Origin of the sequence: Mesorhizobium sp. M0478 (assembly GCF_040321305.1) — a bacterium.
In the GTDB taxonomy this organism is placed as follows: domain Bacteria; phylum Pseudomonadota; class Alphaproteobacteria; order Rhizobiales; family Rhizobiaceae; genus Mesorhizobium.
This window is the reverse complement of sequence record NZ_JAMYRH010000001.1, coordinates 667,704-680,418: the sequence shown is the minus strand read 5'-3', so window position 1 is coordinate 680,418 and position 12,715 is coordinate 667,704. Positions and strand designations below refer to the sequence as shown.

Annotated in this window: 12 protein-coding genes; 5 read left to right on the top strand and 7 right to left on the bottom strand. The window is 63.2% G+C overall.

The genetic code is table 11. The features are described 5' to 3' along the window. Positions 1 to 202: 202 nt before the first annotated feature. Positions 203 to 1,060, bottom strand: a complete 858-nt coding sequence (locus NKI64_RS03325; protein WP_488473620.1) for a helix-turn-helix transcriptional regulator — start codon at positions 1,058 to 1,060, stop codon at positions 203 to 205. Between the two features lie 159 nt (positions 1,061 to 1,219). Here NKI64_RS03325 and NKI64_RS03320 point away from each other — a divergent pair, with 159 nt between their 5' ends. Beyond that, the gene (locus tag NKI64_RS03320) at positions 1,220 to 2,071 is read left to right on the top strand and encodes a phytanoyl-CoA dioxygenase family protein (protein WP_488473743.1); all 852 of its coding nucleotides are present in this window, start codon (positions 1,220 to 1,222) and stop codon (positions 2,069 to 2,071) included. A 19-nt stretch (positions 2,072 to 2,090) separates the two neighbouring features. Here NKI64_RS03320 and NKI64_RS03315 read toward each other — a convergent pair whose 3' ends face one another. Together NKI64_RS03315 and htpX are read right to left on the bottom strand one after the other, a co-directional pair. Then, a complete protein-coding gene (locus tag NKI64_RS03315; protein ID WP_352666477.1) occupies positions 2,091 to 3,476 on the bottom strand; it encodes an RsmB/NOP family class I SAM-dependent RNA methyltransferase in 1,386 nt (461 codons plus the stop codon). Then, a complete protein-coding gene (gene htpX / locus NKI64_RS03310; RefSeq protein WP_352666475.1) occupies positions 3,467 to 4,492 on the bottom strand; it encodes a zinc metalloprotease HtpX in 1,026 nt (341 codons plus the stop codon). The genes NKI64_RS03315 and htpX overlap by 10 nt, the downstream gene beginning before the upstream one ends. A 105-nt stretch (positions 4,493 to 4,597) precedes the next feature. On the opposite strand from htpX, the gene NKI64_RS03305 reads away from it, so the two are divergent. After that, entirely contained in the window at positions 4,598 to 4,804 is a 207-nt protein-coding gene (locus NKI64_RS03305) for a DUF1674 domain-containing protein (RefSeq protein WP_023688862.1), read from the top strand. A gap of 85 nt (positions 4,805 to 4,889) precedes the next feature. Here NKI64_RS03305 and NKI64_RS03300 read toward each other — a convergent pair whose 3' ends face one another. Beyond that, positions 4,890 to 5,555, bottom strand: coding sequence for an HAD-IA family hydrolase (locus tag NKI64_RS03300; protein ID WP_023693195.1), 666 nt, complete (start codon positions 5,553 to 5,555; stop codon positions 4,890 to 4,892). A gap of 180 nt (positions 5,556 to 5,735) precedes the next feature. On the opposite strand from NKI64_RS03300, the gene NKI64_RS03295 reads away from it, so the two are divergent. Then, a complete protein-coding gene (locus NKI64_RS03295; protein WP_023700201.1) occupies positions 5,736 to 6,605 on the top strand; it encodes a transglutaminase-like domain-containing protein in 870 nt (289 codons plus the stop codon). A gap of 387 nt (positions 6,606 to 6,992) precedes the next feature. Next, positions 6,993 to 8,261: a class I SAM-dependent methyltransferase gene (locus tag NKI64_RS03290; protein ID WP_023752663.1), complete on the top strand. Its 1,269-nt coding sequence runs from the start codon at positions 6,993 to 6,995 to the stop codon at positions 8,259 to 8,261. Between the two features lie 66 nt (positions 8,262 to 8,327). On the opposite strand, the gene NKI64_RS03285 is transcribed toward NKI64_RS03290, so the two are convergent. Together NKI64_RS03285 and acs are read right to left on the bottom strand one after the other, a co-directional pair. Then, a complete protein-coding gene (locus tag NKI64_RS03285) occupies positions 8,328 to 9,065 on the bottom strand; it encodes an MOSC domain-containing protein (RefSeq protein ID WP_023726118.1) in 738 nt (245 codons plus the stop codon). Between the two features lie 9 nt (positions 9,066 to 9,074). Further along, positions 9,075 to 11,030: an acetate--CoA ligase gene (gene acs, locus NKI64_RS03280; protein WP_352666472.1), complete on the bottom strand. Its 1,956-nt coding sequence runs from the start codon at positions 11,028 to 11,030 to the stop codon at positions 9,075 to 9,077. A 305-nt stretch (positions 11,031 to 11,335) separates the two neighbouring features. Between acs and NKI64_RS03275 the strand changes: the two genes are divergently transcribed. Next, positions 11,336 to 11,608, top strand: coding sequence for an usg protein (locus tag NKI64_RS03275; RefSeq protein ID WP_023668649.1), 273 nt, complete (start codon positions 11,336 to 11,338; stop codon positions 11,606 to 11,608). A gap of 60 nt (positions 11,609 to 11,668) precedes the next feature. Here NKI64_RS03275 and NKI64_RS03270 read toward each other — a convergent pair whose 3' ends face one another. Beyond that, positions 11,669 to 12,703, bottom strand: coding sequence for an aldo/keto reductase (locus NKI64_RS03270; protein WP_023736831.1), 1,035 nt, complete (start codon positions 12,701 to 12,703; stop codon positions 11,669 to 11,671). Positions 12,704 to 12,715 lie beyond the last annotated feature (12 nt).

Here is a 12,715-nt window from a genome sequence, read left to right as displayed (position 1 = left end):
CCTGGAGATAGAGCATGCTGTCGCCCGAAAACCGCGTCACACTTTTCGGCATCATGTTCCGGTACCCCAGCACAAGCTTATATGATTCAAGAACTTATGCGAAGTCGAATTCCGCCGACGTGAAGCGCCTCACGCTGCCGGCCACCGACCCACCCCGAAAAAAGTCAAGCGCTTCGCGGGTTTAAGCCCGGCAATCCTGCACTCACTTGCGGTTGTGGCGAGACCGAAATTCGCTGGGCGAACAGTTTTCGCGGTCGCGAAACAGACGGGAGAAATAGAAGGCGTCGTGGATGCCGACGGCGGCCGCAATGGACTCGATGGGCGAATCGGAGGCGGCCAGCATCTGTTTGGCGCGGTCGAGCCTCGTGCGCAGTTGGAAGGCCTTGGGCGACATGCCGGCTGCCCGCGCAAATCTGCGCCGCAAGGTTGCCGGCGACATCGAGAATTTCGCGGCGAAGGCATCGAGATCGACCGGGTCGCACGCGCAGCGGCGCAATTCGTCGACGATGGGCTGCATGTCGGCGGCATCCTGGAGGCTGTGGTTTCGTTGACGGCTGTTCCAATCCATTGCCTGGCGGGCAGCACGCACGACGATGCGATGCATCGTGGCGGCGGCTTCTGCCTGGCTCAGCATCGTATCGAGCGACAGCTCACCATGCAGCCTGTCGAACAGCCGCTGCATTTTGCCGAGGTCGCGCAAGGGGACGACAGGGGCGTCCTCGGCAATCAGCCGCAGCCGGGTGAAATCGCGTATCAAGGCGCCGTCGAAGAGCGCCCAGCGTTCGAGCCAGCCCGATGCGTCCGGCCCGTAGGAATGCATCCTCCCGGGAAGCAGCCAGAACAGGGCCGGCGCTTGGATCGTCTGCATGCCGGCAGTCCTGGTTTCAAGCCAGCCTTGACCGTTCTCAATCAGCACCACGGCGAATTCCGGCAATTTGCGCGCTTGGATCGCCTGCGTGACGCGATGCCGACCAATCCCTGTAACCGACAGGCCGCCGGCCGCGGCCGGTGCGGATCTGTAGAGTGCGTAAGAGAGATCGTTCATGAGCGAAAAGTCCATGGCTTCGTTCCGTCCATGGGCGAGTGTGCAAACAGCATGGCATTTCCAGCTAAGGATGGAAAATCGCAGGTGGCTGAAATGTCTAGCTCAACAGGTGGCATGCAACGACGGAGTCCTGTTGCGTCAATCGATCTGAACGCCAACGGCAAGACATTATCGATGGCGCCGAACCGGTTGGGTCATCTCGTGCCGACCGACGCCGGGATCGGCATCGATGCCATTCGAGGCCTCCTTGCCGAGCAAGGCTATGTCTGGCTGAAAGGTATGCTGCCGCGCCGCGACGTCATGGATTTTCGCGGCTGGGTGTTTTCGTATCTGGCCGACACCGGCTTGCTGCAGCCCGGGTCCGATCCCGCGCTTGGCCTGGCGGCCGGCACGTTCGACCGTCAGCTCGCCGATCGCCGGTTGATGGCGCTGGTTCGCTCCACCGCCTATGAAGGGTTCTGCGCACAGCCCCTGATGGCTCGGCTAATGGATGCGTTCGTCGGCGGGCTGTCCTATTTGCACAAGCGCAAGATCATGCGTTTCACCCAACCGGGCACCACTGTGGCGACGCCGGCGCATTACGACCTCGTCTATCTGCGCGGCGGCACTAGCCGCATCGTCACTGCCTGGATCCCGATCGGCGACGTTCCCGTCGACATGGGCGGCCTGGTCTATCTCGAGGGATCGCACGCCATCGGCCTCGACATGGAGGCCCGGTTCGCCAGGGACAATGCCGGGCTGAGCCCGCAGGAGCGCATCAGCGCCTACAACAGGAACATGAGCGAGGGCGGCTGGGTGTCGAAGGACCTGCCCGACATGGCGGAGCGGTTCGATACACGCTGGCTGATCGCGGATTTCGAGGCCGGCGATGTCGTCCTCCACTCGCCCTACATGATCCACGCCTCGACAACCAACCAGAGCGCGGAGGGGCGTATCCGGCTCTCCACCGATATCCGCTACCAGAATATCGATGATGAGATCGATGCAAGGTGGGGGAAGCACTGGTCCTTGGACGACATGCTTTAGGCATGTCGTCGCGTCGGAGTCAGGCCAGTCGTCGCATGCGGGCGGCGAAGAAGCCGTCCAGGCCGGAAACCCCTGGCGAACCAAGGTCAAGATCGGCGGGTGTGGTGCGCAGCGTGCCTTGCGGGGTCAGGAAGGCGTCGATGCCGGCGATTTCGCCGGGCTGCAGCGGATCGTCGGCGACGGTCTTGCTGCCGGCCAGAAAGGCGCGATACAGATCCTCGCCTTCGATCGGGTCCAGCGAACAGTTGGAAAAAACAATCCGGCCGCCCGGTTTGACCAAAGTGACGGCGCGGGCGAGCAGCTTTGCTTGCAGATCGGCTAGCTTTTCGACGTCGGCTGCCGTCTTGGTCCATGGCACGTCCGGGTGGCGCCGAACCGTGCCGGTGGAAGAGCAGGGCGCGTCGAGCAGGACGGCGTCGAAAAGCTCCGCCGGCTGGTATTTCAGCAGATCGGCCTGCACGATCTCGGCGGACAGCCCAAGCCGTTCGAGGTTCTGCGTCAGCCGCGCCAGCCGGTTCTTCGAGGTGTCCAAGGCGGTGACTTTGGCGCCGGCAAGGATAAGCTGAGCGGTCTTGCCGCCGGGGGCGGCGCAGAGGTCGGCGACGCGTAATCCTTTGACATCGCCGAACAGCCGCGCCGGAAAACTGGCGGCGGCGTCCTGGACCCACCATGCGCCTTCGCTGAAGCCCGGCAGTTCGGTGACGGAGGCGCTGAGCTTTTCCACTCGCACCGTGCCGGTCGGCAGCACGATGCCGCCGAGCTTTTCGGCCCACAATTCGGGATCGGCCTTGACCGTGAAATCCACCGGCGCCTCAACGCGATGCGCCGCCAGGATCTGTCTGGTCATCTCGGCGCCATAGGCAGCCTTCAGCCGGTCGGAGAACCATTTTGGCGCCTCATCGGTGGCGGCAAGAGCGGCAGGCAGTTCGGTCTCCTTGGCGCGCGCCAAAGTGCGCAGCACGCCGTTGACGAGGCCGGAAAAGCGCTGCGTGCGTGGGTCCGACTTGGCGTGGGTCACAGCCAAATCGACGGCGGCGCTGTCGGGGATGTCGAGGAACAGGATCTGCGCCGCCGCAACATGCAGGATGTGCAACAAAGCTGTGGCGTTGGGCGGCAGCGGCTTTTCAAGGCGGCGGGCGAGGAGCCCGGCAATGGTCATGCGGTAGCGCAGCGCGGTCACCAGTATGGCGCGCACCAGGCCGCGGTCGCGCAGGTCGAGCACTTTGTATTGCGGATGGCCGTTCTCGTGGTCGGTCAGCCCGTCGAGCGGCGTCTTGGCGTCGATAACGGCGGCCAGCAGCCGCGCCGCGGCCTTGCGCGCGGCGAGGCCGGCGACGAATTCGTCCGAGCTGTTTTCGCGATCGCCTGAATGTGCGGGCCGGGATCTGGCGCCGCTCACGACCACGGACCTTTGGGTCCGGTCGGATTGCGGCCCCACGGATTGGCTTTCGGCTTGGCCGGTTTGGTCGGCTGCGTGGGGCGTGCTGCCTTACCCCACGGACCTTGCTCGGCATCGGCCGGCAATTCTTCGATCGGCTCTGGCGTCGGCGCCTGGCGCGGCGCCGGCTGGAGGCCTGCCATGTCGCGCGCCATCGCCTGCAGCGCGGCGATGCGGTTGTCGGTGTTCGGGTGGGTCGAAAACAGGCTGTCCATTCGCTCGCCGTGAAGAGGATTAATGATGAAGAGATGCGCGGTCGCGGGATTGCGTTCGGCATCCGGGTTGCGGATGCGTTCGGCGCCGCGGGCGATCTTGTCAAGCGCTGATGCCAGCCAAAGCGGATTTCCAACGATTTCGGCGCCGCGCCGGTCGGCCTCGTATTCGCGGGTGCGGCTGACCGCCATCTGCACGATCATGGCGGCGAAGGGCGCGACCAGCATCGCCACCAGCACGCCGACAAAGCCGAACGGGTTGTTGTTGTCGCGGCTGCCGCCGAAGAAGAAGGCGAAATTGCCGAGCATCGAGATGGCGCCGGCGAGTGTCGCGACAATGGTCATGGTCAGCGTGTCTCGATGCTGGATGTGGGCCAGCTCATGCGCCATGACTGCCGCCACCTCCTCATGCGACAGGCGCTCCAGCAGCCCGGTCGAGGCCGCGACCGCGGCGTTCTCGGGATTGCGGCCGGTGGCGAAGGCGTTCGGCTGCGGATTGTCGATCAGATAGGTCTTGGGCATCGGCAGGCCGGCCTGCTTGGCCAACGCCTCGACGATGGCGTGGAATTCGGGCGCGTTCTTCGCGTTGACCTCGACGGCGCGGTTCATCGACAGCACCATCTTGTCGGCATTCCAGTAGCTGAACAGATTGGTGCCCGCGGCGACCAGGAAGGCGATCATCATGCCGCCGGTGCCGCCGATCAGAAAGCCGACGCCCATGAACAGCGCCGTCATCGCGGCCAGAAGCATGGTGGTGCGTAGCGTGCTCATCATCTGCTCCCTGTGCGGCCGTGGCAAAAAAAGGTCGATCGGGGTGAACTCATGGCTATATGATGGGAAACGCCGCCCTTTGTTTCAATCCGCCCGGACTATCGCATGACCGACCAACCCAGCAAAGCCGATGCCGACCGGGAGAAGGACCTGACGCCGGCGGCCAGCCGAGCGCTGGCTGAAGCCGAGGCGCGCCGTGAAGCGTATCGCCAGAAGGAAGCTGCGTTGCCGAAGGAAATCGGCGGCCGCGGCGGCAAGGAACCCGGCCGCTACGGCGACTGGGAAGTGAAGGGACTGGCTAGCGATTTCTAGTGGTTCAGGAACGGAAGAACTGGGGAACTGGTGAGCTGAAGAGTTGAAGAAAAAGGCGCACAGCAGTTCTCCAGTTCTCCAGTTCTCAGGCCGCGCTGCGCTGTGCCCCCAACGTCATCCAGCCGCTGTCATCGATCGTGATGGAGACGGTTTCGTAGCCGCCAATCGAGTTGTGCTGAGTCGTCATTGGATGCTGGTGAGTGGCGCTGATCACCATCACCGACGCGCCCGCTGCTTCCGCCGCCGCGATACCGGCCGGTGCGTCCTCGAAGACCAGACAGTCGCCGATATCGACGCCGAGCCGTTTTGCCGCCAGCAGGAAACAGTCGGGCGCCGGCTTGCCGTGCGACACATCCTCGGCCGCGACCACCAAGGCGGGAACCGGGATGCCGGCGGCCCGCATGCGCAGCAGCGCCAACGGGCGCGGCGCCGAGGTGACGATCGCCCAGCGCTCTGGCGGCAAAGCGTTGAGGAACGGCACGGCGCCAGCGATCGGCAGCACGCCTTCGACATCGTCCGACTCGGCCTGCAACAGCACAAACGCCTCATGAACAGGGTCGACGCCGGGAAGCGCCAGCCTGGTGATGGTCTCGACCGCCCGCACGCCATGGATCGTCGGCAGGAAGGCTTCGACGTCGAGACCGTGCTTAAGCGCCCACGCCGCCCAGACGCGCTCGGCCGAGGCGATCGAATTGAGCACCGTGCCATCCATATCGAACAGGAACGCGGCGAATTTTCTGCCTGCAAACATCCGATTTTCCATGGGGTTAGGGATCGTTTCGGGAGGGTCGAAACATGTCGTGCGACCGTAACGTCGCCACGCCTGCCTGGGAAGCCGCGCGAGAGCCTTTTCGATAGTTCCAGGGAACCATGGTCCCGCCTCTGGCGTTTTGAGCATACTGTTTTCCACGGGATCGAAGGGGCAATCATTGTGCTGATCCGGCTCGGCTACGAAATCGCCATTGAATGCGTCGGCGCCACGCCGGTCATCTCGCTGCTTGATATCCACAGGGATCGTCAGGCCGACATCAAACGGCAGACGCGCGTGCTGACGTCGCCTTCAGTGCCGAGCAAGGTCTATCACGATCTGTTCGGCAATACCTGCCGCCGCTTCACCGTACCCGCCGGCAGTTTCCGCATTCTCTATGACGCAGCCGTCGAGGACAGCGGCGAGCCTGACGCGGTCAACACGCTGGCCAGGGAAGTGCCGGTGGCGGAACTGCCGGACGATGTGCTCGGCTACCTCCTCGGCAGCCGCTATTGCGAGACCGATCATCTGAGCAGTCTGGCCTGGCAGCTTTTCGGCCATGTTCCCTCCGGCTGGGCGCGGGTGCAGGCGATCGTCGACTATGTCCACAACCGGCTGTCCTTCGGCTATGGCTATGCGCGGTCGACGCGCACCGCAGCCCAGGCGCATGAGGAGCAGGTTGGTGTATGCCGCGACTTCGCCCATCTAGCGATCACGCTCTGCCGCTGCATGAACATCCCGGCCCGCTATGTGAACGGTTATCTCGGCGACATCGGCGTACCGGCCGACCCGGCGCCGATGGACTTTTCGGCCTGGATGGAAGTGTTCCTCGACGGCAAATGGTACACGTTCGACCCGCGTCATAATCGTCCGAGGATAGGCCGCGTCGTCATCGCGCGCGGTCGTGATGCCACGGATGTCCCGCTGCTGCACAGCTTCGGCCCGCATCAGCTCTCGCTGTTCAAGGTCTGGACCTATGAGCAGGAAGGCAATCTGTTCAACCCGCCCTATCACGGCGTCGACAAGACGGTGAGCGCGCGGATGCTGGCGTGACCGGACTCTGATCCGCTTCGACACACAATCCGGGAATGGAAAAGGCCGCCGCTTCTTGACGAAGCCGGCGGCCTTCCGTGTTTCCGTCCGTGGCGCGGCCAATGGCGGCGACCGAGGTCACCCGCCGCGCTTATCGCGCCTTAACGGGAAGACTGCTTCCCGAAAGTGCAATCCGCTGAGGCCACGTTCTGGAAAACGAAATCACTCGACATCGGATCACCTCCTTTCGATTTGTTGAACACGTACAGATGATGGGGTGCGTTGCAGCAAAAAACAAGATGCCGATTTGAAATAGCTGGCGAGCCGCCTTTTGCGCCGGGTTGCGAAGAGCCGCGCGGGCGGGCAAAATCCATGCAAGGTGGATTGTCAGGACTCGGGAGGATTGCCATGGAGGCAGCCGAGAAGGCCGCGCGCATCGTGCGAACGGTGATCGAAACGCTGAAGCCGGGTTTTGCGGTCAAGCTGTGGACCGGCGAGCGAATCGGTCCCGCCACCGGGCCCGTGCTCACCATCAACGACCAGGACATCGTCTGGCAGGTGGTGAAGCGGCCATCGTTGTCGACGCTGATCGAGATGTGGATCTCCAAGACGATAGACATCGAAGACGGGACGATTTTCGATTTCTACGCACTGCCGTCGCAAGGCAAGCTCAGGACCAAGCTCAAGTCGCTGCCGAAGCTGGCGATCCTGCGCGACCTGCCGGCGGTGCTCCTGTCACGCAAGCAGATGAGTGCACGCACCGATCTGTCGGGTCGCAACCCCTATGTCAGCGGGTCGAGCCAGGAGGCGATCCAGCATCACTACGACATTTCGAATGCCTTTTACCGGCTCTTCCTCGACGAGCGCATGGTCTACAGCTGCGGCTACTTCAAGGATTTCGCCGATGGCATCGACCAGGCGCAGGCCGACAAGCTCGACCATATCTGCCGCAAGCTCAGGCTGAAATCGGGCGAAAAGCTGCTCGACATCGGCTGCGGCTGGGGCGCCATGCTGATCCATGCGGCCAAAAATTACGGCGTCGTCGGCCATGGCGTGTCGCTGTCGCAGGCGCAGACCGATCTCGCCCGCGAGCGCATCCGCGCCGAAGGGCTGCAGGACCGCATCACCATCGAGATCAAATCCTATGCGGAACTCAAAGGCTCCTTCGACAAGATATCCTCGATCGGCATGTTCGAGCATCTCGGCCTCGCCAACCACGCCAGCTATTTCAAGACCATCCATCGCTTGCTGAAGCCCGGCGGCATCTATCTGCACCACGCCATCACCAGGCGAAGCAAGGGCGACTTGAAGAAAACCTTGCGCAAGGGGCCGGAGTTCAAGGCGCTGCTCAAATACATTTTCCCCGGCGGGGAACTCGACACGATCGGCATGACGCTGGGCAATCTGGAGGCGCATGGCTTCCTGGTCTACGACGTCGAGAATCTGCGCGAGCACTATGCGCGCACCTGCCGGCTGTGGGCCCAGCGGCTACAGGCTCGCTTCGACGAGGCGGTCGCCGAAGTCGGCGAGGCCAAGGCACGGCTGTGGCTGCTTTATCTCACCGGCTGCTCGATCACCTTCGAGCGCGCCTCGGCGCAGATTTTTCAGACCGTCGTCACCAAACGCGCACGCGGCCCGAGCGGGCTGCCGCCGACACGGGCGGATCTGTATCGGTAGGGATAGGATTCGGGGCCGAACCCCACGCTTTCCAAGGTCTGCGATTCGCTGCCTCGCGGTAGAGGCCTACACGAACCGCATCGGCGCGCCGATCTCGACACGGGCAGGCCTGTCCACAGTGCAATAGACGCCGAGATTATGGGCGTTGTGGCGGACCAGATTGCGCAGGATGCCGGGATCGTGGTCAAAGCCGTCCTGGCTGATGATGGTGAAGCCGCAGCGGCGGCACGGCTCCGAGACGGTCACCAGCAGGTCGCCGATGGCAAGCTTGCGGCCAATCCACTCGGTCTCGGGAAACGAGCCTTCGACCGCCGCCATGTCGACGACGATGTTGGGGCGGAAGCGGCGCGGATCGGGAATGCCTTCGGGGTGCAGCGCCTTTAGCCGCGCCAGCGATGCGGTGGTCAAGAGATGGATCGGCGCTTTGCGGTAGCGCGCCGCGGTGAGCGGGCCGGTGTAGCCGGGGGCGTTGTCCTGGCTGAACGGCCGGATCGAGGCGGCGAAGCCGAGATAGGTCGAGACGGCGCTGTCGCATTCAGCGCCCGGCGCTACCAGCCAGTCGCCGTCGGGAACGGCGATCTCCAGCTTGCGGTCCTTGCTCAGCCGGGTGCGGATGCGCGGCACCTTGTGCCACTTGGCGTCGCGGTCGGGCCGCGCGATCTCATTATCCGAGACATCGACAAGGCCGAACAGCCGGTCGCCGTCGATGGTTTCAAGGCCGACCGAAATGGCGTCCTGGCGTTCGCCGGCAAGCGAACTAGCGGGGTAACGCCAGAGCTCCGTGACTGCGCCCAGTGCAGCCATCAAATCCCCTCAGCCCTTCTTGTTCTGGCGGTTGGCGATCAGATCATCGACCACGGCCGGATCGGCCAGTGTCGAGGTATCGCCGAGCGCGGAAAAATCGTCCTCGGCGATCTTGCGCAGGATACGGCGCATGATCTTGCCGGAGCGGGTTTTCGGCAGTCCGGGCGCGAACTGCAGCTTGTCGGGCGAGGCGATTGCGCCGATCTCCTTGCGGACATGGGCGACAAGCTCCTTGCGCAGTTCCTCGCTCGGCTCCACGCCTTTCATCAAGGTAACGTAGCTGTAGATGCCCTGGCCCTTGATGTCGTGGGGATAGCCGACGACAGCTGCTTCCGACACCTTCTCATGGCTGACGAGCGCCGATTCGACCTCGGCCGTTCCCATGCGGTGGCCGGAAACGTTGATGACGTCGTCGACGCGGCCAGTGATCCAGTAATAGCCATCGGCGTCGCGGCGACAGCCGTCACCGGTGAAGTATTTGCCCTTGTAGGTGGAGAAATAGGTCTGCACGAAGCGGTCATGATCGCCATAGACGGTGCGCATCTGGCCGGGCCAGGAATCGGCGATGCAGAGATTGCCGTCGGCCGCCCCTTTCAGCACCCTACCTTCGCCGTCGACCAGCTGCGGCCTGATGCCGAAGAAGGGCCGCGTCGCCGAACCAGCCTTGAGGTCGGTGGCGCCGGGCAGCGGCGTGATCAGGATGCCGCCGGTCTCGGTCTGCCACCATGTGTCGACGATCGGCACCTTGCCGTTGCCGACGATGTTGAAATACCACTCCCAGGCTTCCGGATTGATCGGTTCGCCGACTGAGCCCAGCACGCGCAGCGACTTGCGCGAGGTCTTCTTCACCGGTTCGTCGCCGGCGCCCATCAGCGCGCGCAGTGCCGTCGGCGCAGTGTAGAAGATGTTGACCTTGTGCTTGTCGATGACTTCCCAGAAGCGCGACTGCGAGGGGTAATTCGGCACGCCCTCGAACATCAGCGTGGTGGCGCCGTTGGCGAGCGGGCCATAGACGATGTAGCTGTGGCCGGTGACCCAACCGACATCGGCGGTGCACCAGTAGATATCGCCATCATGGTAGTCGAAGACATATTGGTGGGTCATCGAGACATAGACGAGATAGCCGGCGGTGGTGTGCAGCACGCCCTTCGGCTTGCCGGTCGAGCCTGAGGTATAGAGGATGAACAGCGGATCCTCGGCCTTCATCTTCTCCGGCTTGCAGTCGCCTTTCACCGTGGCGATCTCGTCATGGTACCAGATGTCGCGTCCCTGAACCCAGCCGGTCTTGCCGCCGGTGCGGCGCACGACGACCACCTTATCGACCTTGGTGCCGGCCTTGGCGGCGATTTCGATCGCTCTGTCGGTGTTTTCCTTCAGCGGGATCGGCTTGCCGCCGCGCAGGCCCTCGTCGGCCGTGATGACGAAGGTCGACTTGCAGTCATCGATGCGGCCGGCCAGCGCGTCCGGTGAAAAGCCGCCGAAGACGATCGAGTGGATGGCGCCGATGCGGGTGCAAGCCAGCATCGCGTAGGCCGCTTCCGGGATCATCGGCATGTAGATGGTGACGCGGTCGCCCTTCCTGACGCCGTGCTTCTTCATCACATTGGCGAGCCGGCAGACATGCTCGTAGAGCTCGTTATAGGTGATCTTCTTGTCGTCGTAGGGATTGTCGCCTTCCCAGATGATGGCTGTCTGGTTGCCGCGCTTCTTCAAATGGCGGTCGATGCAGTTGTAGGAGACGTTGGTTTCGCCGTCCTCAAACCATTTGATCGAGACCTTGCCCTCGAAGGAGGTGTTCTTGACCTTGCTGAACGGCTTGAACCAGTCGATGCGCTTGCCGTGCTTGCCCCAGAACTTGTCCGGATTCTTCACGCTGTCGGCATACCATTTGAGGTAGGTGTCGTTGTCGATCAGCGCATTCTTCTTCCACGCCGGCTGGACGCGGTGGATCTTCACCTCGGACATGTCTTCACTTTCCTCCCAAACCACCCCGCCGGCTTGACCTCAGCCAGGATCACGGCGACGCAGCCGCGAATTCGGCGGCATTATTAACAGTTCCGCGCTGACGGCAACATTAGACGTTGGATTCGCGTGGCGGGATGCCGCAGCTCCCGTTTCGGTTGCATCAGCACTCGGCAGCGGTCGCTGCTAACTGCATGTTTTCGTGCATAAAACCCGACTGGGATCAGGAAAATCATAGACAGTTAAGGAACGGCGCGCACAATTCGGTGTTGGGAGGAATGGAGAATCAACTAGGCCAAGGGGCTGTCATGCGCGATCATTCCGAAATGGACCTGATGCTCAAGGGGTATGGCCTGACCACGGCCAAGATTCTGTACCATTTTCCCGACCACCCGCATCTGCTGCAGAGCTTCATCTGGCAGGATTACGATCTGGCGCCGAAGTTTCCGGTGCTGATCAAGTTCATCGAGTTCTGGAAGGCCAGGCTCGACGGGCCGCTGCATTCGATCAGCTACACGCACCAGAAGCTGATCGCGCCGAACGAATGGCGGAAGGTGGATGGGGAGTTCGTGCTGCACTGAGCGGCAGTATAGCTGATCTCCCCCGCAAGGGGGGAGATTGGCAGCTTCAACGTCGTGTGATCACACCGCAGGCGGGTTCAGCCGGGCGAAACCTTCCTGGCGGAGATAGGGGAAGTACGGGTAGGGCGCGGTCACTTCGCTTGCCATGTCGAGCTTTTTGACCTGCTCCGGCGTCAACGCCCAGCCGACGGCGCCGAGGTTCTGGCGCAGCTGTTCCTCGTTGCGGGCGCCGATGATGACGGAGGACACGGTCGGGCGCCGCAACAGCCAGTTGATGGCGATCTGCGGCACGGTCTTGCCGGTCTCTTCAGCCATCGCATCAAGCGCATCCATGACCCGGTAGAGATGTTCGTCCGCGACCGGCGGGCCGAAATCGGCGGTGTCGTGCAGCCGGCTCTTTTCCGGCAGGGGCTGGCCGCGGCGGATCTCGCCGGTCAGGCGGCCCCAGCCGAGCGGGCTCCACACCAGCGCGCCGATGCCCTGGTCGATACCGAGCGGCATCAGCTCCCATTCATAGTCGCGACCGACCAGCGAGTAGTAGACCTGATGCGCGGCGTAGCGCGGGTAGCCATGCTTGTCGGCTTCCGCCAGCGATTTCATCACCTGCCAGCCGGAGAAGTTGGAGACGCCGACATAGCGCAGCTTGCCGGCGCGCACGAGGTCGTCCAGCGTCGACAACACCTCCTCGATCGGCGTGCCGGCATCGAAGGCGTGCAGCTGCAACAGGTCGATGTAATCGGTGCCCATGCGCTTCAGGGCGGCGTCGACGGCTTTGATCAGCCGCGAGCGCGACGAGCCGTAGTCGGCCGGTCTGTCGCCCATCGGCAGCGAAGTCTTGGTCGAGATCAGCACCGCGTCGCGGCGGCCTTTGATGGCTTCGCCAAGCACTTCCTCGGAGGCGCCGTTCGAATAAACATCGGCGGTGTCGAACAGATTGACGCCGGCCTCGAGGCAGATGTCGATCAGCCGCCGCGCTTCCTTGGCATCGCTGTTGCCCCAGGCCCCGAACAGCGGCCCGGAGCCGCCGAAAGTGCCGGCGCCGAAAGAGAGTGCGGGCACTTTCAGGCCCGATGCGCCGAGACGTCGATAATCCATTTTATGCTCCTT